Source organism: Paraglaciecola sp. IT1134 (assembly GCF_058068185.1).
The window spans coordinates 3,094,442-3,118,967 of record NZ_CM176486.1 but is presented as its reverse complement, the minus strand read 5'-3'; the positions used below and the strand labels follow the sequence as shown (position 1 = coordinate 3,118,967).

Sequence of the window (24,526 nt, the reverse complement as noted above, 5' to 3'; positions counted from 1 at the left end):
TTTGCTAGCAATGAAAATCATTTGGCATTATTGTACATTGTTAGATAGCACGTTTCTGTCTGATACCATTTTTGGTATTAACCATTTAGATTACGGCGAAGTGAGTAAATTCAAAGTGCTATTTCGCTATATCATATGGAAATAGTTCACACTAAAAAATAATCATTGGTAAATTGTTCACTTTAGTCATCTATTGATGTACTGCAATGACGCCTGTTGTAACGATTTTACAGGTTTATTGTAGTGTAATGGTAGCCGGTTATATTTTCCCCATAGGCGATAAAAAGAGCCTAAGTGTGAATAAATGAATTGAGGTCTTTTAACGCAAAAGCAAATTACATTGCCAGCGCCGGGCTGCAACTTGCAGTCAACGCGGCTATCACTTGAACGCCTACTACCGATAAAAGGTGGACCGAGCTGATCCAGTGGCATATCAAATCCACTACCAAAGCTCAGCAAGGATTGTATGAATACGACGCCGTTTCCCGTTTGCACGATTCCCAGTTGAGAGATGACAAGGTTTTAGCAATTATATCATCAAGGGTAAACTTTGGCAGGCGTTTGAGGCCGGTCAAAGACCGGTGTTGCTAATAGATGAGATTGATAAGGCGGATATAGAGTTTCCCAACGACTTACTGTAGGAGTTGGATATGATGGAGTTATTCGTTTATGAAACCCGTCAGACCATAAAAGCCGCCCAGCGTCCTGTGATGATCATTATCTCGAACAACCAAAAAAATTAATGTGCGCTACTTTGTAAGACGGACAATGTGTTCTGTTGAAATTCGATAAATTAAGACTTAAGATGAAATTGTACTTTTAGGAGATCAGTTTTGCAGATAGACGATTTTCATATTCAACCAGTTGGTGCTCAAGTTTATCCTAGACTGGAACACGTCATAAATATAGAAACAGGTGAGTCAAATTTAACAGTAAAGCAGTCTATTAAGCCGATTAGAAAGCTCACGATGATTTTTCAGCCAGACGGGTTACCCTTTTTTCCTCATACACAATTCCTTTATGCTTTGCTCCGACAAGGTAAACCGTCTACTTCAACTGAAGCTCCGGCCCCACTAGCATATAAACGCTTTCTTGCCAGTAAAAATATAACTTAAAGGTCTCTAACTGACATACCTGAAGAGGGCGCTGCTTGGTTATTTTCTGATTACTTGTTGGATGATTTGAAACAAGTCAACCCCGACACTGGGGGGATTCGGGCAAACGCGGATGGTTACTCTCTTTCTAGACCAAGTGTGTCGGAATCTAAGATTGACCTGTCATGGATGAAGTGAATTCCCATTAAGAATTAAAGTTAATTGTGCAAAGAGTTCAAATAGAAGGGAATCATATGAATAACAACAACGATTTTGTAATGCATATTATAAGTCAATATGTTTTCGGATTATATTCTTTATACCTAATTAGTCCTCTAAAAAACCTCATTTTCTATACTTTCACGGGTAGGCTTTTTACTCTTTTTATCATTACCGTTTTCCTGTTATTTTTGAAAGAATATGAACATATTTCACTGGCTATGTTTGAGGGTTGGAAAATCAGTTATCAGAGAACCCTGTTCGCACTTTACAACGGCAATTTAAACCCTCAAAAAAACAGGGTGATGTTAGGAAACACAAGATGAGTAGGAAACATACATTTCTAGGTTTGTTATGGAATTTGTCTAGCGTTGTTTTTTCTCGTGTCGGCAGCCTGGGGGCTCAAATCGTTGCAGGATGGTATCTGTTACCAGTACAATTTGGTCTTTTTGCTGCAGTTTTTTCCATATCAGCTATTTTATTGTCAGTCAGAAATGGTGGGCTATTTACTTTTCTTTTACATCAAAATGAACATGGAAGAAAACGATATCTTCAATTGGCAACATATTTAAATATTTTATTGTTTATCGTATGTTTAATTTTTGCGTTCTTTCAAAACGAAGTGGAAAAAGCCAACCTATTCCTTATTTTTTCTGTATGTTTATTATTATCAAGGAAACGCGATGAACTATGGTTACACTACTCAGTCCTTCAAGACTTCAAATCCCTAAGTAAATTAAACGTTTATTCAAGCATAGCTCAGCATGGCGGACTAATCATTTGTTTGTATCTGGATTTTGGGATTTATTCATTGGGCTTACCTTATTTGTTCGTAGGCATCATGGTTTTCGTACTCTGCATCCTAAAAAGGGATTTAGTACGGAGTGAAAATACTAAGTTAAGTATAAAAGAAATCACCGCAATGCTGAGAGAGGCGAAATGGCCATTACTCACGGCACTTGTGATGGGTTTTTCAATGCAAGGTGATTTCCTTGCTCTTTCAATGTCTTCTTCTGCTGTTTTGTTAGGGTTTTATTTTTTTAGTTTTCAACTCACGGCAGCATCCGGCCAACTAATTACGGCAACTATTCGAACTGTTATCACCCCCGCTCTTGCGGCATTAAAAATAGAAGGAAATATGAGTCAATTTTGGGCGGACTATGAGTCTTATTCAAAACTGGTTCTTTCGGGTGCTATTATATGTTGCACACTGGGCATAATTATAAGTAAGCCGATCATCTCAATAATATGGGGCGATAAATGGTTAGATGCAATTCCGGTAATCAACCTACTTCTTGTGGGTTTGTTATCGCGTATAATGATGTCCGTTACATATTCGATGTTGGATGCGTTGGGATTATTTAAATGTAAGTTTTTAACTTTACTAATAGACTCAATTTTTCTTTTTTTTACAGCCTTAATATCAGGATTTAGTGATAATTTAATAATTATATCGGGCAGCATAGCTACATTTCAGATAGTTGCTATTTTAATGTATCTACTGGCTTTTAAATTCATCCTAAAAATGAATTTAAGTTTAAAAATAATATCACTACTTATGATCTCTGCTTTTTGGTTATTATTCGTTTGGTATTCAGTGACACATAACACAATCTTTTTGCTGACAGATGCAAATAATAACTTAAGACCTTATGGTTTTTTTAATTCCATTTGTTTACTAGTTGGCTCTATTATCTTGTGTGTAATATTTTGTTTTGATGACATTAAAATATTTTTAAGGAGAAATCTGGCTTAACTGAGGTGGTCGAATTATCTTGCCCACGTCGGTTTAATGACTGTATTTGGGTATCTTTTAGCCGTGTTAGTATTGTTATTTTCACTAAATTTTTACAAAAAAACTACTGATTTAGGAGACTATTAAAAATGGGCAATAAACTATTAATAATCCAACCAATATTACCTGAATATAGAATAAATATCTTTGATAAAATTGCGAAATTCAACAAGGGAAGTGTCACTGTATATGCTGGGATGCATGGAGAAACAGCAGATCCCGCTAGAAAAAACGCTAAAAATTGTAATTTTGTGTATGAAGACGCCAACTGGCGCAGCTTTTTTGGAACATTCATTTTCAACAAGCAGTTATTACGACTTTGGCATCGACATGACGTTATTTTTCATGTGGCAAATCTTAAGTATTGGTCATTATGGGTACTTTTGTTAACAACGCTCTTTACCAACAAGAAAATTTATTTGCACGGCCAAGGAGGGTATAAAAGTAGTAATTTTTTTGTTAATTCGACTTACAAAATGCTTTTATTTTTATGTGACGGATATATTTGTTATACCGATTATTCAAAACAAGAATTATTAAAAAAACTACCTCGTGGATTGCAGCACAAAGTTAGTGTTTGTCAAAATACATTGGATATTGCTCCCGTCAACAAGGTGTTAAAAAATAACATTTCTCATTCGATATTTTATATAGGACGTTTAAGACAAGGATGTGATATTGATATATTGCTTGCAGCAGCTCTGCGAAGTAAGGTAAATGTAAAAGTAATTGGAACAGGCGATAGCGAATACGTGGAGCGGTTAAAGAACAAATATGGCTCCATTGCGACCTTTTACGGTGCTATTTTTGACGAAGTAAAACAAAGGGAAATTGCGTCTACTTGTTTTGCCGGAGCATATGGAGGAGATGCGGGTTTGAGTGTTGTGCACTATATGGGCTTGGGATTACCAGTTATTGTTCATAATGATATTGCAAGGCATATGGGACCTGAGGCTAGTTATGTGATTGATGGAGTTAACGGCTTGCTTTTCGAGCGTCTAAATGTTGACTCTCTGTTAGCAAAAATAAACCTATTGTTATCAAATGATGAAATTAGGTATCAATTAGCGCAGGGAGCTTTGAATACATTTACTAGCCTATCTAAACCGTGTATGGCTGAAAAATTTCTAAAAATCATGGGCCTAATCAAATGATTATTTTTAGGCGACTAGTTTCTTTGATGGTCGCAACCAGATCTTTAATAGACGGGCAAAAATTATCCCTTACTGAATTAGGCCATAATATTTCCGGCTCTGTTGCTCAAACACCAAGCTGATCGTATCTAACTTAAATTATTTTGACTATTTCTTTCTAGCGTTCATGGTGCACTCCGGTTTTGATAATTATCTAGAGTGTCCGGATCAATTAGACTACTTTAAGAACTGTCTTAGCTTGTACTGCACTAGGTGAGAGGGTCTCTTCGCATAAAACCTCCTTCCCGGCCTTTAGTACCTGTCTATCGATAGATAAAATATGCTCAATCTCACTTGATGGAAATTTTTCGGCAAGTTTGTGCCGACTATTTCGGGCCTAGATAACTCAAAAAAAGTTTCAAAAGGCGTCATTAACAATAAAGAACGTAAATTCTTCATCCTTTACGAATATATTGGGTCTCCGGTATTATTAAAAACCGCACGCAGATACACCCCAATGTCATACAAATTTTCATCAATCTGACTTAACTCAGTTATGGTTTTGTTCTGCTCATAAGTCATATTAAACAGTTCCTTGCTAGTAGGCTCGTTACTGAGGGGTTATTGTTAAGTTGTCGAATAACACACCCCCTCCAACAGTGAGTGCTGTCGAGCGAAACTCGATTGTTACCGAACCGTCCGGTGGCGCGACAAAGTTCAACGAGTAGAACTCCCAGGCTGGTGCTTTCTGCGTCAGGTCCCGAGCCAGTGTGTCCACCAAGATGCCATCTATGATGACGTCTGCTGTCAGCACAGGTTCCTGATCCCAGGAGCGGTGCCGCGCGTATTGGAAACCCAGCTGATAAGTCAGACCAGGATCCAGGTTGGTGATTGTCTGGGCAATGCCACCCGGACCATGGCCGCCGACATCGATCACTGAATCACCTTCGGGTGCACCAAACGAGAGAAGTGTGACCACGTCGACGTTCTCTTGGGTGACCAGCCACCCCGGGAGGTTGAACCCACAAATGTGTGGGTCGATGTTTGGCGGATTCAAGGGTATCTCGAAACCCGCGTTGGTGAAGTTAAGCGACGATGTAGGCGGCTGCACGGGGACGCCCTGACGGATGCTGATTTTATCGATTCGTAAACCTACATTAGATGGAGTAGTGGAGCGGATCTCGAGCTCTGCCGATGAAGCAGTTGGGATAAATGGGAACGAGTTACAGTCGACGAATAATGTATCAGATGTCGTGCGCATGGACGCGACGTACTGGCCGGCTATGAATATATCCGCCGTTGCCAGTGTTTGCAGATTTGGGTTGCGCTGAGCCTGATCGGCCCAGACGATGTCGAGCATGTATTCAACACCCGGTGTCAATTCAGTTAAGGTTTGGGTGATACTGCCTGGTGTCGTGCCATTCAAATCCAGCGCGTAAACACCGTCATAGCCGGCTGCTATTACTTCGACATCGCCTGTCAACACAGTCCAACCGGTAATCGAAGTAGTCGGAGGCACTGCGCCGTCTGCTTCAAAGCTGCCATTGATTAAATTACCGGCACTACTGGCGGTGATACTCCACTGGAACAACTCGTTTGCCACCCCGCCGATACCATCTATAACGGTCAGTGTCACAGGGTAGATGCCGGTAGAGCCGATGTCCAGTGCACCACTTATCAAGCCGGTCTGGCTGTTGATAAATAACGCTGGCGGCAAGCCCTGGGCTGAGTAGGTCAGGATATCGTTGTCGGCGTCACTGGCGAGGACTTGCAGCGTAACCGTCTGGTCTTCAAGGGCGTTTTGGTTCTGTATCGGCGTGATAACAGGCGGGTTATTACCACCGGGGGTGATGCTCCACTGGAACAACTCGTTCGCCACCCCGCCGATACCATCTATAACGGTCAGGGTCACAGGGTAGATGCCGGTAGAGCCGATATCCAGTGCACCACTTATCAAGCCGGTCTGGCTGTTGATAAATAACGCTGGCGGCAAGCCCTGGGCTGAGTAGGCCAGGATATCGTTGTCGGCGTCACTGGCGAGGACTTGCAGCGTAACCGTCTGGCCTTCAAGGGCGTTTTGGTCCTGTATCGGTGTGATAACAGGTGGTGTATTACCGCCGGCGCTTACTACCACCAGTTGTATATCATCCAGCACCATCCCCAAGCCGCCAGAGAAGGTTGATTCAAACATCACGCTGATGTCGCCCGCGCCAGTTGCCTGCACCTGGTAACTGGCCAACAGATAGTTCGGTGCCGGAGAGGTTGTTGACAACGAGTCGATCAACTGGCCGTTGACAAACAGAGCCATTGTCCTTGGAACATTGGCTCCGAAAGCATGCCGGGCGTATTTGAAGCTCAGGGTATAAGTCCCGTTTGCGACCAGGCCGGGCACGGTCTGCGTGATACTGCCAGGAGCGGTACCGTTTAGATCGAGCTGCTGGTTGCCTTCGGGGGCGAGCCAGATCAGGTTGGTGATTAAATCGATGTTACCGCCGATTTGCCAACCTGGTAGTTCGGTACCGCTGTAGTATTGGTATTTACCGTTGTTGTCGATAACGGTCGGCGACTCAAAGCTGCCATTGATCAAATTACCGCCACCACTGGCGGTGATACTCCACTGGAATAATTCGTTCGCCACACCGCCGATACCGTCTATAACGGTCAGGGTCACAGGGTAAATGCCGGTAGAGCCGATGTCCAGTGCACCACTTATCAAGCCGGTCTGGCTGTTGATAAATAACGCTGGCGGCAAGCCCTGGGCTGAGTAGGTCAGGATATCGTTGTCGGCGTCACTGGCGAGGACTTGCAGCGTAACCGTCTGGCCTTCAAGGGCGTTTTGGTTCTGTATCGGCGTGATAACAGGCGGGTTATTACCACCGGGGGTGATGCTCCACTGGAACAACTCGTTCGCCACCCCGCCGATACCATCTATAACGGTCAGGGTCACAGGGTAGATGCCGGTAGAGCCGATGTCCAGTGCACCACTTATCAAGCCGGTCTGGCTGTTGATAAATAACGCTGGCGGCAAGCCCTGGGCTGAGTAGGCCAGGATATCGTTGTCGGCGTCACTGGCGAGGACTTGCAGCGTAACCGTCTGGCCTTCAAGGGCGTTTTGGTCCTGTATCGGTGTGATAACAGGTGGTGTATTACCGCCGGCGCTTACTACCACCAGTTGTATATCATCCAGCACCATCCCCAAGCCGCCAGAGAAGGTTGATTCAAACATCACGCTGATGTCGCCCGCGCCAGTTGCCTGCACCTGGTAACTGGCCAACAGATAGTTCGGTGCCGGAGAGGTTGTTGACAACGAGTCGATCAACTGGCCGTTGACAAACAGATCCATTGTCCTTGGAACATTGGCTCCGAAAGCATGCCGGGCGTATTTGAAGCTCAGGGTATAAGTCCCGTTTGCGACCAGGCCGGACACGGTCTGCGTGATACTGCCAGGAGCGGTACCGTTTAGATCGAGCTGCTGGTTGCCTTCGGGGGCGAGCCAGATCAGGTTGGTGATTAAATCGATGTTACCGCCGATTTGCCAACCTGGTAGTTCGGTACCGCTGTAGTATTGGTATTTACCGTTGTTGTCGATAACGGTCGGCGACTCAAAGCTGCCATTGATCAAATTACCGCCACCACTGGCGGTGATACTCCACTGGAATAATTCGTTCGCCACACCGCCGATACCGTCTATAACGGTCAGGGTCACAGGGTAAATGCCGGTAGAGCCGATGTCCAGTGCACCACTTATCAAGCCGGTCTGGCTGTTGATAAATAACGCTGGCGGCAAGCCCTGGGCTGAGTAGGTCAGGATATCGTTGTCGGCGTCACTGGCGAGGACTTGCAGCGTAACCGTCTGGCCTTCAAGGGCGTTTTGGTTCTGTATCGGCGTGATAACAGGCGGGTTATTACCACCGGGGGTGATGCTCCACTGGAACAATTCGTTCGCCACCCCGCCGATACCATCTATAACGGTCAGGGTCACAGGGTAGATGCCGGTAGAGCCGATGTCCAGTACACCACTTATCAAGCCGGTCTGGCTGTTGATAAATAACGCGGGAGGCAAGCCCTGGGCTGAGTAGGCCAGGATATCGTTGTCGGCGTCACTGGCGAGGACTTGCAGCGTAACCGTCTGGCCTTCAAGGGCGTTTTGGTCAAGGGGCGGCGTGATAACAGGTGGTGTATTACCGCCGGCGCTTACTACCACCAGTTGTATGTCATCCAGCACCATCCCCAAGCCGCCAGAGAAGGTTGATTCAAACATCACGCTGATGTCGCCCACGCCAGTTGCCTGCACCTGGTAACTGGCCAACAGATAGTTCGGTGCCGGAGAGGTTGTTGACAACGAGTCGATCAACTGGCCGTTGACAAACAGAGCCATTGTCCTTGGAACATTGGCTCCGAAAGCATGCCGGGCGTATTTGAAGCTCAGGGTATAAGTCCCGTTTGCGACCAGGCCGGGCACGGTCTGCGTGATACTGCCAGGAGCGGTACCGTTTAGATCGAGCTGCTGGTTGCCTTCGGGGGCGAGCCAGATCAGGTTGGTGATTAAATCGATGTTACCGCCGATTTGCCAGCCTGGTAGTTCGGTACCGCTGTAGTATTGGTATTTACCGTTGTTGTCGATAACGGTCGGCGACTCAAAGCTGCCATTGATCAAATTACCGCCACCACTGGCGGTGATACTCCACTGGAATAATTCGTTCGCCACACCGCCGATACCGTCTATAACGGTCAGGGTCACAGGGTAAATGCCGGTAGAGCCGATGTCCAGTGCACCACTTATCAAGCCGGTCTGGCTGTTGATAAATAACGCTGGCGGCAAGCCCTGGGCTGAGTAGGTCAGGATATCGTTGTCGGCGTCACTGGCGAGGACTTGCAGCGTAACCGTCTGGCCTTCAAGGGCGTTTTGGTTCTGTATCGGCGTGATAACAGGCGGGTTATTACCACCGGGGGTGATGCTCCACTGGAACAACTCGTTCGCCACCCCGCCGATACCATCTATAACGGTCAGGGTCACAGGGTAGATGCCGGTAGAGCCGATGTCCAGTGCACCACTTATCAAGCCGGTCTGGCTGTTGATAAATAACCCTGGCGGCAAGCCCTGGGCTGAGTAGGTCAGGATATCGTTGTCGGCGTCACTGGCGAGGACTTGCAGCGTAACCGTCTGGCCTTCAAGTGAGCTCTGGTCAAGGGGCGGCGTGATAACCGGTGGTGTATTACCGTCCCCACCGGTGGTGATGCTCCACTGGAACAATTCGTTCGCCACACCGCCGATACCGTCTATAACGGTCAGGGTCACAGGGTAGATGCCGGTAGAGCCGATGTCCAGTGCACCACTTATCAAGCCGGTCTGGCTGTTGATAAATAACCCTGGCGGCAAGCCCTGGGCTGAGTAGGTCAGGATATCGTTGTCGGCGTCACTGGCGAGGACTTGCAGCGTAACCGTCTGGCCTTCAAGGGCGTTTTGGTCCTGTATCGGCGTGATAACAGGCGGGGTATTACTGCCCCCACCGGGGGTGATGCTCCACTGGAACAATTCGTTTGCCACCCCCCCGAGACCGTCCACGACGGTCAGGGTCACTGAGTAGGTGCCGGTAGAGCCAATGTCCAGTGCACCACTTATCAAGCCGGTCTGGCTGTTGATAAATAACGCTGGCGGCAAGCCCTGGGCTGTGTAGGTCAGGATATCGTTGTCGGCGTCACTGGCCTCAACTTGCAGTGCAACCGTCTGGCCTTCAAGTGAGCTCTGGTCAGTGGGCGGCGTAACGACAGGTGGTGTATTACCGGCACTCCCCTCCAACAGTTGTATGTCATCCAGCACCATCGCCGTATCGCCACTTAAGAACGTTGAATCAAACATCACCGTGATGTCGCCTGCGCTTGTGGCCTGCACATGATAACTTGCCAGCAGATAGTTGGGCGCCAGTGAGACAGTTGACAAGGAGTCGAGTAGTGTGCCATTAACCAACACATCCATTGTTCTGGGGCCACTGGCTCCGAAAGCATGCCGGGCGTATTTGAAGCTCAGGGTATAAGTCCCGTTTGAGACCAGGCCGGACACGGTCTGGGTGATGCTGCCGGGACCTGTCCCGTTCAGATCAAGTTGCTGTATGCCCTTGGGGGCAGGCCACACTTTACTGGTGATTAAGTCGATGTCACCGCCTATTTGCCATCCGGGTAGTTCGGTGCCGCTGTAATATTGATATCGAAAGTTGTTGTCAATCACTAACGGCGACTCAAAAGAACCGTTGACCAGCAGCGCTGGTATCTCCTCCATACCGGGGTCGCCATCCGCTGACATCACTATCCCGTATCGATAGCTCCGATTTAGCGTGGTGTACTGGGCCAATGCCTTCCCAGCATTCGTGACTAGGGGGTCCTCACCGAGAAAAACAGCTGGAGTGTCGGCAGACGGATTGAATCCCGACGAGGTTGCCACGAGTGGGTTGGGCAACAGCGCCCAAATCTCATCCTCAAGAGCACTGTCGTCGGCCGGGATCACTGTCCCGGCCCCCCAGCCATCGCCATCGGGGTAGGCATCCATGAAGCCGGTGGCCAAGATCTCAGCGGGCATCAACTCGATTTCAATGAGACCTGTGTCGGAAAAGGGGAATCGGTTTTCGCCGATCACATATTCGCTCTGTGTTCGCGACGTGCCGATGGCGACGACGATGAACTGATTGTCACCACCCACCTTGACGATGATAGGGGTGATCGGATTGCCAAGTTTGCGAGCGTAGAACTTGAAGTCGCCAACGGTCACGGTGCTGACTTCACTGCCGCCATTGACGAGTGTATCCGCTTCGTTGATGTAGAGGCTAGGATGATGAGCATCGATGAAGGAGCCGTCGGTGCTGGTGTCGTTGCCGATTAAGGCGGCAACGTCCAGCCAGGCTTCGAGCAGTGCTACTCCAGTGTCGTCGACTAGCGCCTTCGACAGGGGAGGCATGGCACCCTGTCCGACCCGATCCATTCTGATGGACGCGACCGACCTTGATGGATCGCCAGGGAACAGGACCCTATCGCCGCCGGCAAAGTGTTCAATCACCTCGCCGAATAACAGGCCTTGTAAACTCAATGGTGTGGTTGATCTAGCATCGAAATTCGCGCGCACGCCGCTGGGTCTGTGACAGTAGCCGCAGTTTGAGTCCAGATACGACCGCGCACGATCTTCGACACTCGCACTCAGATCGTCATGGGCGTAATTTTTTTGAAAAGCGGCTATCTGACCGAGAGTCAACGATTGGTCGAACATCTCTAGGTGGTTCCAGGTTTCAAGCTGGTTGGCGTCTGCAAGCGGATAGCTGAAGTCGCCGTTTAGCTGGCGGGTGCTGGCGCCAAGAGCACTGCCCGCGTTCGTCGTGTGACACTGCAGGCACTCACTGCGGCTGGGGAAATGCCATATCTGCTCCACGGGACCCTGACCACGGTTCACAACGTAGGACTGATCGACCGCAGTCGTCAACAATTCTGCATCCGTCTCGTCGCTAAACCAACGATAGGTTACTGCATACCAACCATCGGTCCCATGTATCATGAAGCGCGTTTCGAGGCGCACGTTCGAAGTCGGATCGGATTGATCCAACAGCAGTTCGAAGTGTTTGATGTAAACGGTCCCGACCGGGTAGTTCCACTCGTTGTTCTCGCTGAATGCAATCTGCTCGTTGGGGGAATTGTGCGTGCCGTCATTGGGTAGACATAACCAGCGCGATTTAAGCGCGCCATCGGACCAGAAGGGTTCGTTCAGGTCATAGGGCACACAGCCGTCGTGCACGTTGAGCTCGATCAAGTCGTCGAACGCGTTGGTCTGCGACAACAGAGCCGGCGGCTCTGGGTTTGGAGTACCGTTGGTTACTAGTTCCTGAATTGTACCACCGGGCAACATGCCACCCGCCGTTTGGGCCATGAGGATCCGGCCGTGCCGATCAAGCAGATAAGAGTTTATCCCCATAGGGAAGCCCGCAGGAACGTTACCGATTTGCTCTACGACTGCAGTCGCGGGATCGGTGCCCTCAACTGTCCATAAGGTGCCCGTCAGGAAGTCGGATACGAGATATTTTCCTACTAACTGGGGATGCACGTTACCCCGGTATACGCCGGCACCAATGACGGCCTGGCCCATCGTACGGTCATAGTAGAAAACCGGGCTGTACTCGGTGCCGATAATATTCTGTGGCTTGGCAATGAGCCCAGGAAAAATACCCTCAAGATAAGCCCATTGGTAGTTACCGCCCTTCTGGATTACGTTAACTTCCTCGAACGTGTTTTCGCCAACATCAGCTGCCCAGATGTTTCCCGTTGCGTCGTCTCGGTGGACGGTCCACGGATGTCGCAAGCCTATGGCATAGAACTCTTCCAGAACCCCCCCCTGAGTATCGAGGAAGGGGTTGTTATTAGGTACATAATAGTTTTGTGAAAATGAATCTGGCCAGCTGGAAGGTGGCGTGCCAACGTTCTCGGGCTGACGGCGGATTGGATGACTCAGTATTGGATCCTGATCGACGTCAATGCGCAGAATGCCCGAGAATAAACCACCGTCTATTTTTTGGGAGGATTCGAGCCGGTTGCAGCAGTTGCCCTCGTCACCGACGCTCAGATACAGAAAACCGTCTTGGCCAAAAAACATGGCACCACCGATATGCCACTGCTGCCGGTCGAATTGCTGAATAAGAATGACTTCGCTTGCGACGTTAATCTGAGTGGCGCCGTCGGCTAGTTCGAATCGCGAGAGATGTTGGTAGCCATCGACTGTAGCATTGGGCGATGAGCCGCCATCAGGTGACCAGCGATACCAGACGTAGACGTAACCGCGATTCGGGCTGGCCGGCTGACCAAAGTCTGGGTGAAACACGAATCCACCGATGCCGCCCTCGCCAGACCCTAGCTTTGCCTGAATGATAGGGCTGAGATCCAGCAGCAGGGTGGTACTTGTTGCACCGGATACGTTAGGAACGAGACGAATGGTTCCGTCTTTCGACACGATGGCCAACTCGTCGATTGTTGGGTGTTCAACTATGCGAATAGGTTCAATAAAGGACAGCGTGGGAAAGTGATTTTGTGGTGTATAGTTAGCATTTGGGTCAGCGCCCGGGCTGAGTGGCGGAAACGCCCCGTCGAGATAAGCGCCGACCGGGAAGGGGGCATTGATTCCTGGCGCAGCGTAAACAACCTGTGCGGGCAATGCGGCGAACAGAATCGTAACAAAGAGTAGTCCGGTTCCTATCGACATCACTCTCGCTCTGGCGAGTAATCCGTCTGTATTAATATTCGTAACCATCTGAACCTCCCTGTTTTATTCATAATTATTAACAGTGAATGCTGGCAAGCAGTTTCGGCTCGTACGTCTCTCAGCTATCTATACGTGGGTTTTGTAGACTAAATCAATTGAACCTTATCCAAAGACACAAAAAGAAAGTCTATATGACAATTTGGTAGGCCATATAGGTAAGCCAATATGAAAGAGAATAATATTGTTATTGTTTTAAATTGGCATCGATTAGACGTAGATAAAATTTAATATCAATGATTAAACTCAACCCCGATTAAGGTTACTAATGGTGCATTAATAACCTCGCACATCACAATCAGGTCATGAAGATAAGAATTTTGACTAAAAACAAGAATCCTTATAACTTCTCGATGACCGAAGCAGAGTGCTTGTAGGAACTATTTGGTTAAATAGATCCAGAGCTTACTTTGCTTATAGCATGTTAACGCAGCGTGGTCAAAGGTTAGTCGGCAATTTGGAGTGTTTTAAGCGTCGATAGTCACGCACTCTATATTGCTCGACAGCGCGACGCTCGACAGCGGGACTTAATCCGTATCTAGACTCTAGTTCGGTTAAGTTCTCTCTCAGGCTCAAATTAAAGTAAAAAGAGCCGCCTAACGCTATACCAATGTATGTTTCAGACGGTCTCATGTAACTTGTTTATTGGTTCCCTATATTTACCAGTTGCACGCCATCCAGCACCCTGCCAGTGCCGCCGGTTGAGTATGTCGAGTCAAACATCGCCTTGATGTCGCCCTCGCTTGACCCCTGTACCGAGTAACTTGCTAACAGATAGTTCGGCGTCGTTGAGGTCGTTGACAACGAGTCGAGTAGTGTATCGTTGACAAATATATCAATAGTCCTGGGCCCACTCGGTCCCAAAGCATGTCCCGCATATGCGAAGTTGAGCTTATAATTCCCGTTTGCTATCAGACCTGACACTGTTTGTGTAATGCCGCCGTGACCCGTTCAGTGAATATCGAGCTGCTGGTTTCCGTCGGGAGCAGGCCAGGTTAGTTTGGTGATCAAATCGATGTCACTGCCGATCTGCCAACCCGGTACCTTCGAGCCTGAAAAATATTGATATTTACCGTTGTTGCCAATTACTAGTGGCGACTAGAAGCTGCCATTGATTAGCGAATTATTGATATTCCCGTTCCTTTGGCCGGCTCCTACATAAACATTATCAATCGCGATTTTTACTTCTGTATGATCACTATTTTCAAGTATCAATTGAATACTGCCAAGCCCATTAACATCGTTTTCGAAAAACAAATTTTGATGCGCAACGTTTGAGCCATCTGGTCGGGTCATCAATAAATCATAAACATCCTGACCAGAGGCTCCACTTTTAGCGGTGATTTTTATCTGATACCATGAATTAGGTAAAAGACTTGTTCCTGCTAGAATTTCATCTCCAGAACTCGAGCGGTTGACCAGTTCAGTCGTCGTATTATCAGTATTGCACAACGCTAACACCCCGCCTGTATTTCCATTGCTATCGGCCAGATTTAGCACCAGGTTAGATTCAAATAGGCAGGCATCTTTCAAATTGATGTCAAATCCAATAGAGGTTAATGAATTATCAGGCAATGTTAAAAATTGATAAACAAAACCACTATTTGCTTGCTGTCCATCAAAAGCAAATTCTGTAGAAAGAGCATTACTATTTCTGGCAAAAGGAGATTGTGTGTCCGCGTTGTTGATTGAGCTTTTGCTGTCAGTGTTCAGCTTTTGTGGCCAGCTTAAATGCTGGGTATTTTGACTAATTGGTAATCGGCTACTGCTCATACCATGGTAGGTCATATCCTGAACATCAACGGTATTGTTGTTAATAGCCACCCGGCCGGCCATCTCCTGAATTATTTTATTATCTCGCATTATTCTAAATGTAGGCGTTCCTTCCTGCAAAGGTACTTTGAAGCTAGTCATACCAGCGGCTGCGGTTTGTTGATACGTTTTATCCGCTATTTTAATTTCCAGCGTGGCTGGCGTTGTTAAGAATGCCAATAATTCTATTTCATTTCGTGCAGACTCTCCATTGACCAATACATAGGCTTTGGTCTGCACACTGCCGGATAAGACTGTATTAGTGCTGTTCTCCCGATAGAATGCATACATGGTGTCACGCACTACGCTAGGTTTTTGGTTGGTTTTAAACCAATCAATATAATAGGCAGTCAGGTCGTAAAACGAATAGCCGGTTTGTGAAGATGGTGTAATTTCTGTCGTCTCTGAATAATCATTCCAGGTAATGACTTGCACCCAGTCAGCTCCGCCCTTGATAGCACTTTCCCACATGACTCTGTAATTTTCACTGTTGCCGGCCTCTGTATAACTAGGGTTTTTAGCTCGGCTGTCCTGGGGAGAAACAGATGCCATCCATTTAATACCCTCTTGTTGTGCACGACCGGGGTGGTTTATAAGACCGTATGCAGCGGTGGGGGTTCTTGGTCCCCAATCAGACACGCCGTAGACGTATTCATCGAAAGCAGCGGGCTCCTGTTCCTTGAATGCAGCTAAATCAGAGTCCCAGCCCTGATATAAAGGCATTAGCGCAACTTTAATGCCTAAGGCTTTTAGTTTATCCAGAGTTTGTTTCCACCAAGCGGGAGACCGGTTTTCTGCTAAGTAAGGAGCGATGACCAAACGGCCATCATCTAAACGATAAGACGCCTTCCTTTTGTCAAGCGCTTGAATAGTAGGAATAAATCGCTCTGGACTGTTTTTAAAAACGGCGTTCATATCGGGCATTATCAGTATTTTGAAATTCCCGAGTTCCTCCGCGGCATCGTAGGTGCGCAGAAGACGATCCCAATTGGCACCACTGGTGGAAAGGATATTCATTGAAAAACCATCTAAACCAAGAGCCGCTGCTTGTCTGACCTGGAATCGTGCATCGGTAACACGCCATTCGGAATCACCAGCAAAGGGAGCCCGATAAAGCGGACGTTGTCTGAGTAACCCGCCGCTACGCAAAAACTTGTTATTTTCACCATAAGGGTTTAGATAATTACGGTCGTAGTAATTTTCTCCTGGCATTTTATTATTAATCGACTGAGGGTAGGGAGTGAAGTAGTGGGCGAAGACCAGTTTTGATATGTCAACGGCACTTTGGTTCACTGACGTTGGATCGCGACTATTAAGTGCAGATGCCGAAGGAACATTCTGAGAGTTTGTTACACTGCAAGCTGTTAGACACAGTAACAAACTATGTGAAGATATTATTTTAGTAAAATATCTGCTCATTTAATTAATCTCTTAATCTCTTAAATTTGGTGTTTCTTATTGCAGATACTTTGTGTGGCTGCGCCATTGCTGGTTTTTGGTGTTGCTAGTATCCTATTGTTGTAATATACATTAGTTAATTAGGGTGATAAATAGTTAGTGCGGAACAAAGCTACCTATACGTATATACGATATAGAATAATATTTACACTGTATAATATTGATTTATTTGTGAAAAACTATGATACATAAATCAAGTCAAAAAAATCGAATTCAGCGTTTCGCGATAAATATCAGGCATTTATTATGCCGGTTTTTAATGTTTTTTCTAATTTGAAAATTAGGAAGGGAAATAATAAAAAGACAAATCTCTACGGGTTTGCAAGCTGGCTTGAGCACCCGTAGAGATTATTTGTTTTAAAATAAATGTGCAGAAAGAGCCGTCTAAAACATAGATCCTCTCATGTTTCAGACGGTCTCAATTGATTTGCTTATTGCTCCCCTACATAAACATTATCAATCGCGATTTTTACTTCTGTATGATCACTATTTTCAAGTATCAATTGAATACTGCCAAGCCCATTAACATCGTTTTCGAAAAACAAATTTTGATGCGCAACGTTTGAGCCATCTGGTCGGGTCATCAATAAATCATAAACATCCTGACCAGAGGCTCCACTTTTAGCGGTGATTTTTATCTGATACCATGAATTAGGTAAAAGACTTGTTCCTGCTAGAATTTCATCTCCAGAACTCGAGCGGTTGACCAGTTCAGTCGTCGTATTATCAGTATTGCACAACGCTAACACCCCGCCTGTATTTCCATTGCTATCGGCCAGATTTAGCACCAGGTTAGATTCAAATAGGCAGGCATCTTTCAAATTGATGTCAAATCCAATAGAGGTTAATGAATTATCAGGCAATGTTAAAAATTGATAAACAAAACCACTATTTGCTTGCTGTCCATCAAAAGCAAATTCTGTAGAAAGAGCATTACTATTTCTGGCAAAAGGAGATTGTGTGTCCGCGTTGTTGATTGAGCTTTTGCTGTCAGTGTTCAGCTTTTGTGGCCAGCTTAAATGCTGGGTATTTTGACTAATTGGTAATCGGCTACTGCTCATACCATGGTAGGTCATATCCTGAACATCAACGGTATTGTTGTTAATAGCCACCCGGCCGGCCATCTCCTGAATTATTTTATTATCTCGCATTATTCTAAATGTAGGCGTTCCTTCCTGCAAAGGTACTTTGAAGCTAGTCATACCAGCGGCTGCGGTTTGTTGATACGTTTTATCCGCTATTTTAATTTCCAGCGTGGCTGGCGTTGTTAAGAATGCCAATAATTCTATTTCATTTCGTGCAGACTCTCCATTGACCAATACATAGGCTTTGGTCTGCACACTGCCGGATAAGACTGTATTAGTGCTGTTCTCCCGATAGAATGCATACATGGTGTCACGCACTACGCTAGGTTTTTGGTTGGTTTTAAACCAATCAATATAATAGGCAGTCAGGTCGTAAAACGAATAGCCGGTTTGTGAAGATGGTGTAATTTCTGTCGTCTCTGAATAATCATTCCAGGTAATGACTTGCACCCAGTCAGCTCCGCCCTTGATAGCACTTTCCCACATGACTCTGTAATTTTCACTGTTGCCGGCCTCTGTATAACTAGGGTTTTTAGCTCGGCTGTCCTGGGGAGAAACAGATGCCATCCATTTAATACCCTCTTGTTGTGCACGACCGGGGTGGTTTATAAGACCGTATGCAGCGGTGGGGGTTCTTGGTCCCCAATCAGACACGCCGTAGACGTATTCATCGAAAGCAGCGGGCTCCTGTTCCTTGAATGCAGCTAAATCAGAGTCCCAGCCCTGATATAAAGGCATTAGCGCAACTTTAATGCCTAAGGCTTTTAGTTTATCCAGAGTTTGTTTCCACCAAGCGGGAGACCGGTTTTCTGCTAAGTAAGGAGCGATGACCAAACGGCCATCATCTAAACGATAAGACGCCTTCCTTTTGTCAAGCGCTTGAATAGTAGGAATAAATCGCTCTGGACTGTTTTTAAAAACGGCGTTCATATCGGGCATTATCAGTATTTTGAAATTCCCGAGTTCCTCCGCGGCATCGTAGGTGCGCAGAAGACGATCCCAATTGGCACCACTGGTGGAAAGGATATTCATTGAAAAACCATCTAAACCAAGAGCCGCTGCTTGTCTGACCTGGAATCGTGCATCGGTAACACGCCATTCGGAATCACCAGCAAAGGGAGCCCGATAAAGCGGACGTTGTCTGAGTAACCCGCCGCCACGCAAAAACTTGTTATTTTCACCATAAGGGTTTAGATAATTACGGTCGTAGTAATTTTCTCCTGGCATTTTATTATTAATCGACTGAGGGTAGGGAGTGAAGTAGTGAGCAAAGACCTTTTTGGATGCTATTTGGGCATCTTCGTTTACAGTAGGATCCGAGGGCAGAAAGTGTTCAGAGATTGCAGCCTGAGGCATTTGTTCAGAGATTGCAGCCTTCTGCGTAAAATCTTCCAAGCGTACGTCGTCCAAGACCATACCGGTACTGTTTTTCGAATACGTCGAATCGAACATTATATTGATATCGCCCGCTTCCGTAGCCTTTACCTGGTAACTTGCCAACTGATAATTAGGCGCTGGTGAGGTCGTTGACAACGAGTCGATCAGCGTACCGTTGACGAACAGGTCCATTGTCCTCGGTTCACCTGCACCTGAAGCATGCCTGGCGTATTCGAAGCTCAGCTTATAAGTTTCGCCTGCGATCAAGCCAGATACAGTCTGCGTTATGCTGCCAATACCCTTCCCGTTGAGATCGAGCTGCTGGTTGCCTTTAGGCGCGGGCCAGACCAGACTGGTGATTAAATCGATGTCACCGCTGATCTGCCAGCCCGGTACTTCGGTGCCGCTGTAATATTGATATCTGCTACCGTTGTCGCTAACTAAGGGCAACTCGAAGCTGCCATTGATCAGTGTGCCGCCGACTATGCCTACGCCCCACTGAAACCGTTGGTCGGTTCCGTCACCGTTGCCGTCAGAGGCAGTCAAGCTCACCGGGTAGGTACCTGCTGAGCCGATGCCCAAAGAGCCGCTTATCAAGCCGGTCTGATTGTCGATTGACAAACCCTGGGGCAAGTTTTGGGCCGAGTAGGTCAGGAGATCATTGTCGGTGTCACTTGCCAGTATTTGCAGCCTAACAGTCTGCCCCTCGACCGAGGTCTGGTCAGCTATTGGCGTAATGGCAGGTGGATTATTAACGTCTACTGTGGCTACGCGCCACTGGAACAATTCGCTCGCCACACCCCCGTTGCCGTCCAATACTTTCAGGGTCACCGGGTAGGTACCTGCTGAGACGGTCTCTAGGGTGCCGCTTATCAAGCCGGTCTGACTGTTGATAGATAATGATGGTGGCAGGCTCTGGGCCGAGTAGGTCAGGGTATCGTTGTCGGCATCACTGGTCAGGACTTGTAGCGTAACAGTCTGCCCTTCGAGTGAGCTCTGGTCAGCTATCGGTGTAATGACAGGTGGGCTATTAACGTCTACTATCGCGACGTTCCACTGGAACAATTCGTTCGCCACGCCCCCGTTGCTGTCCAAGACGGTCAGGGTCACCGGGTAGGTACCTGCTGAGACGATATCCAGGGTGCCGCTTATCAAGCCGGTCTGACTGTTGATAGATAATGGTGGTGGCAGGCTCTGGGCCGAGTAGGTCAGGGTATCGTTGTCGGCACCACTGGTCAGGACTTGCAGCGTAACAGTCTGCCCTTCGAGTGAGCTCTGGTCAGCTATCGGTGTAATGACAGGCGAGTTATTATCGCCGGCGTTCTCCCGCACAAGTTGCACGTCATCCAGCACCATCCCCGTACCGCCATTTAAGAACGTTGAAGCAAACATCATCTTAATGTTGCCTGCGCTCGTGGCCTTTACCTGGTAGCTTGCCGGCAGATAGTTCGGCGCCGGTGATGTGGTTGACAAGGAGTCGAGCAGCGTATCGTTAACAAACACATCCATTGTTCTGGGACTGCTGGCTCCGAAAGCATGCCGGGCATACACGAAGCTGAGCGTATAGGTTCCACTTGGGACCAAGTCGGACACGGTCTGCGTGATACTGCTGGGACCTATCCCGTTCAAATCGAGCTGCTGGTTACCTTCATGTGCCGGCCATACCAGGCTGGTGATCAGATCTATGTCAGTCCCAATCTGCCAGCCCGGTAATTCGTTGCCGGAATAATATTGATATTTACTGTTGTTGTCGCTGACAATTGGCAACTCGAAGCTGCCATTTATTACCGCGCCGCCAACTTTTATGATCCACTGGATCAGTTGGTCTGTCACGTCACCGTTGCCGTCAGAGGCAGTCAGGGTCACCGAGTAGGTACCTGCCGAGCCAATGCCCAAGGAGCCGCTTATCAAGCCGGTCTGATTGTCAATTGACAAGCCCTGGGGCAGATTTTGGGCCGAGTAGGTCAGGAGATCATTGTCGGTGTCACTTGCCAGTATTTGAAGTGCAATCGTCTGCCCTTCGAGTGAACTCTGGTTTGGTATTGGCGAGATGACAGGCGAGGTATTCTCATTTCTGACGAGTCGGACGTCATCTAATATCATGCCGGTATCGCCGTTTAAGAACGTTGATTCAAACATCACCGTGAGATCGCCTGCGTTCGTGGCCAGAACCTGGTAGCTGGTCGACAGGTAATTTGGTGTAGGAGAGGATGTCGACAACGAGTCAAGCAGTTGGCCGTTGATGAACAGGTTCATTGTTCTCAGGCCGCTCGCACCTGAAGCATGCCGTGCGTAATCGAAGCTGAGCGTATAGGTTCCATTTGCGACTAGGTCAGATACCCTCTGGGTGATACTGCCGGGTCCCGTCCCATTCAGATCGAGTTGCTGGTTGCCGTCGGGCGAAGGCCAGACTGAGTTGGTGATCAGATCGATATCACCAGCAATCTGCCAGCCTGGTACTTCGTTGCCGGAATAATATTGATATCGGCTGTTGTTGTCGCTCACGATTGGCGACTCGAAGCTGCCATTGATCAGCGTGCTGGCTTCAGCATCACCGCTAATCAAAAATGTGGATACGGCAACGATTATTGAACTTGAAAATAAATTTGACACTACTTACATACCTCTTGGTTGCAATTTGTTTCTAATAAAATTAATGAGCTTCGTTGGTGTGCATTAAATAGATTTTTTACCAGTGGTAAAATCTGTAAAGCGATACATTGGTATTAACAAAGAACATCCTCATGTTATAAAAAGATATTTTAATTTTTGGTTCATTGATGTGCAGATTTCTGCAAATTGACCATTATGAAATTAGTCGGATTTCAATCGCTTCTTTCACGATACAATCGTTTTAATAGCCTGCTTCTTTGTATTTCACGAGCCTAAATTGCTGCGACATCTGACGTAAAAATTCCTTTATTGATCAACTCGTAACGAATATTTTCTGGCGACCTTGGTCGAAAAAAAATCCATTGTTTTGTTTCAAATGACGGGTTAAATTTTGTTGCGGCTAACGTGTGAAATGACTCATAAGCGGGCAGTTAAACTTTTCATTCTAATTAAACCTGTTCTTTCATTAATGCTATCGGCACTATTTAATAATCAACCAGTAACGATTTTTTAAAATTTATGCAAAATCCCTTAGTGCCGTTTAAGCAAAAAATAGACCAGGTTATATAAATGTATATAAGTCAACAATATGGCAGAGGTTAGAATTGTGGTGTTGATGATGATAATAGAGAGCGTAAAAATATTGACACATCGCAGTGAAATTAACTTATAGCTCAGATAGAGGGTAATAGCACGAGTGTCTAATTTTCACACAATTGGTTAAATTCCGCTTTTAAAACAACCTCTAAGACGATTGGTTTCATCCATGCTCGATTGCATTTTGTAGTTTCTGCTCTGAGCATGTATAGAAAGAGTTGTCGTAACATTACCCAATTCTTGGCACCGTATTGGATATGAATGTGGCATTAGTTTTCTCCCAACTTAACATCTAATATTCAGTAAGACTTTACGATAGACCAACCGTTACGTATGTATTAAGCGACAATTAACTTGAAAGGCAAGGCAGATTCTTAACTTTTTGATATAAGATTCCCCAGATTGATTATCTATTGATATATAAAATCTGAGAACTCTTATTGCTTTGCGTGATCAGGTCGGTTTTTATCATCGGCAAAGACCATTATGAGCCTCATTACCTACTTGGAAATCTTTGCCGACCATCGTCACGACATCAATTTAAAGCACAACCTCGTGGATGTCATTTTTCTCACCTTGTCTGCTGTTCTCAGTGGCGCGACGGGGTGGAAGTCCATTCAAGAGTTGGTGATAGTCAGCTTGAGTGGCTGCGGCTTCATCGTGAATTTGAGCAGGGTATTCCTCGGCGACATTGCATTGCAGCCATTATCAAAGCACTCGATACAGAGGTGCTGCCCCAAGCGGTTTTTGGGTGAATAAATGAGCGGCGCGAGCATGAAGGCAAACAAATCATCGCCTTAGATGGTAAAACCATGCGCGGAGCGTGGCGCAAGGAAACCAGTCAGGATCTGCATGTGGTCAGCGCATTTGACGTCGGCAGAGGGATGGCGCTCTATCAGGATCGCTCCAACAGCAAAGGCACCGAAGGTGAAGTCGCACGCCAGGTGATTGCGTCGCTGGCATTAGATAATGCGGTAGTCACCTTGGATGCGCTGCATTGTCAGGCCCAGACGATGGAAACGGTGATCAAAGGCAAAGGTGACTTCGTTATTCAATTGAAGGGCAATCAACCGGCTCTGAGCGAACATACCCGAGCCTGTTTTGCCAAGTAGTATGATAACCCGGATTTAGCTATCTTCGAGCAAGAAAATCGTGGACACGGACGCCAAGAAAAGCGCACGGTGATGCAGTTGGATGCCACATTGCCAAAAGAGTTAAAGCAGAAGTGGCCACACATTCGTACCCTAATTGAGGTCGCCAGCGAGCGCTGCGTGAACGGCGTCAACGCCTGCTCATCACGTTGGTATGTTAGCTCATTACCGCTTGATGCCGAACAAGCCGCAACAATTATAAGAGAGCATTGGGCGGTCGAGAATCAATTACATTGGGTGCTGGATGGTGTTTCGAGAAGATGAACTCAAGGTGGTTGACCCAACAGGTGCGGCTCATCTGGCGCTGTTCAATCGCGCCTGTCTGGGCGTGATAAAGCAACATGAAGGCAAGAAAGACAGCATGGCCGCCAAACGACGCGCTGCCGCTTGGAGTTCAGATTTCAGGACGGAATTATTGTTTGGTTAATATTGCGCAAGGTGGAGACCTGCTTTGCTTGAAAGGTGGCTGCCAACTCGCCGCATTAACTCCAGCGGCGTTGGATAAACCCGACGCGATTTTACAGTATCTTTGCGGCAATATTAGCCTTATAGCGGCAATAATTACCTCACAACGCGGAAAGAACAGTCCAAACTTATCATCAAAAGATAACCCGATTACCCACAAGGCTCAGTCACTGTGCAGTAAAAATCGCTATAAGCTTTGAATTTACAGGGTTTAATCAAAGTAAACGATAGGCTTCCTGAACTAGCATGGAGTTCTGATACAGTTGATGGCCTCTGTTAATAAGACTTTCAGGGCAATGCTTTGCAGCTATGCTGAGGATCATAGGTAATCAGGAAAGATAATAATGAGCCCGACAAACCGTACCAACCAAAAGTCCTGTTACACCTGGGTAATAGATTGTAACCGTCAGCGGTAGCCAAACCATATAATTTAATTCTGCC

7 protein-coding genes and 3 pseudogenes are annotated in these 24,526 nt (G+C 46.8%); 6 read left to right on the top strand and 4 right to left on the bottom strand.

Going from position 1 to position 24,526, the window contains the following annotated elements:
• Positions 1-309: 309 nt before the first annotated feature.
• The 4 genes and pseudogenes from AC3RV5_RS13570 to AC3RV5_RS13555 all read left to right on the top strand — a co-directional run.
• A pseudogene (locus AC3RV5_RS13570) lies at positions 310-737 on the top strand (MoxR family ATPase); the annotation flags it as partial.
• 96 nt (positions 738-833) lie between these two features.
• Positions 834-1,115, top strand: a complete 282-nt coding sequence (locus AC3RV5_RS13565) for a hypothetical protein (RefSeq protein WP_489728164.1) — start codon at positions 834-836, stop codon at positions 1,113-1,115.
• 520 nt (positions 1,116-1,635) lie between these two features.
• Positions 1,636-3,069, top strand: a complete 1,434-nt coding sequence (locus AC3RV5_RS13560) for an oligosaccharide flippase family protein (RefSeq protein ID WP_489728163.1) — start codon at positions 1,636-1,638, stop codon at positions 3,067-3,069.
• A gap of 128 nt (positions 3,070-3,197) precedes the next feature.
• The gene (locus tag AC3RV5_RS13555) at positions 3,198-4,262 is read left to right on the top strand and encodes a glycosyltransferase (protein WP_489728162.1); all 1,065 of its coding nucleotides are present in this window, start codon (positions 3,198-3,200) and stop codon (positions 4,260-4,262) included.
• Between the two features lie 589 nt (positions 4,263-4,851).
• Here AC3RV5_RS13555 and AC3RV5_RS13550 read toward each other — a convergent pair.
• The 4 genes and pseudogenes from AC3RV5_RS13550 to AC3RV5_RS13535 form a co-directional block, all read right to left on the bottom strand.
• The gene (locus tag AC3RV5_RS13550; protein WP_489732164.1) at positions 4,852-11,709 is read right to left on the bottom strand and encodes a putative Ig domain-containing protein; all 6,858 of its coding nucleotides are present in this window, start codon (positions 11,707-11,709) and stop codon (positions 4,852-4,854) included.
• A 600-nt stretch (positions 11,710-12,309) separates the two neighbouring features.
• Positions 12,310-13,470: pseudogene (locus AC3RV5_RS13545) on the bottom strand (PQQ-dependent sugar dehydrogenase); the annotation flags it as partial.
• 1,155 nt (positions 13,471-14,625) lie between these two features.
• Entirely contained in the window at positions 14,626-16,632 is a 2,007-nt protein-coding gene (locus AC3RV5_RS13540; protein ID WP_489728161.1) for a glycoside hydrolase family 71 protein, read from the bottom strand.
• A 596-nt stretch (positions 16,633-17,228) separates the two neighbouring features.
• Positions 17,229-21,872: an endo-1,3-alpha-glucanase family glycosylhydrolase gene (locus tag AC3RV5_RS13535; protein WP_489728160.1), complete on the bottom strand. Its 4,644-nt coding sequence runs from the start codon at positions 21,870-21,872 to the stop codon at positions 17,229-17,231.
• Positions 21,873-22,955: 1,083 nt separating this feature from the next.
• Between AC3RV5_RS13535 and AC3RV5_RS13530 the strand changes: the two are divergent.
• Positions 22,956-24,047, top strand: a pseudogene (locus AC3RV5_RS13530) (ISAs1 family transposase).
• Entirely contained in the window at positions 24,040-24,285 is a 246-nt protein-coding gene (locus AC3RV5_RS13525; protein WP_489728159.1) for a hypothetical protein, read from the top strand. The pseudogene AC3RV5_RS13530 and the gene AC3RV5_RS13525 overlap by 8 nt, the downstream one beginning before the upstream one ends.
• The last annotated feature ends 241 nt before the right edge of the window (positions 24,286-24,526 follow it).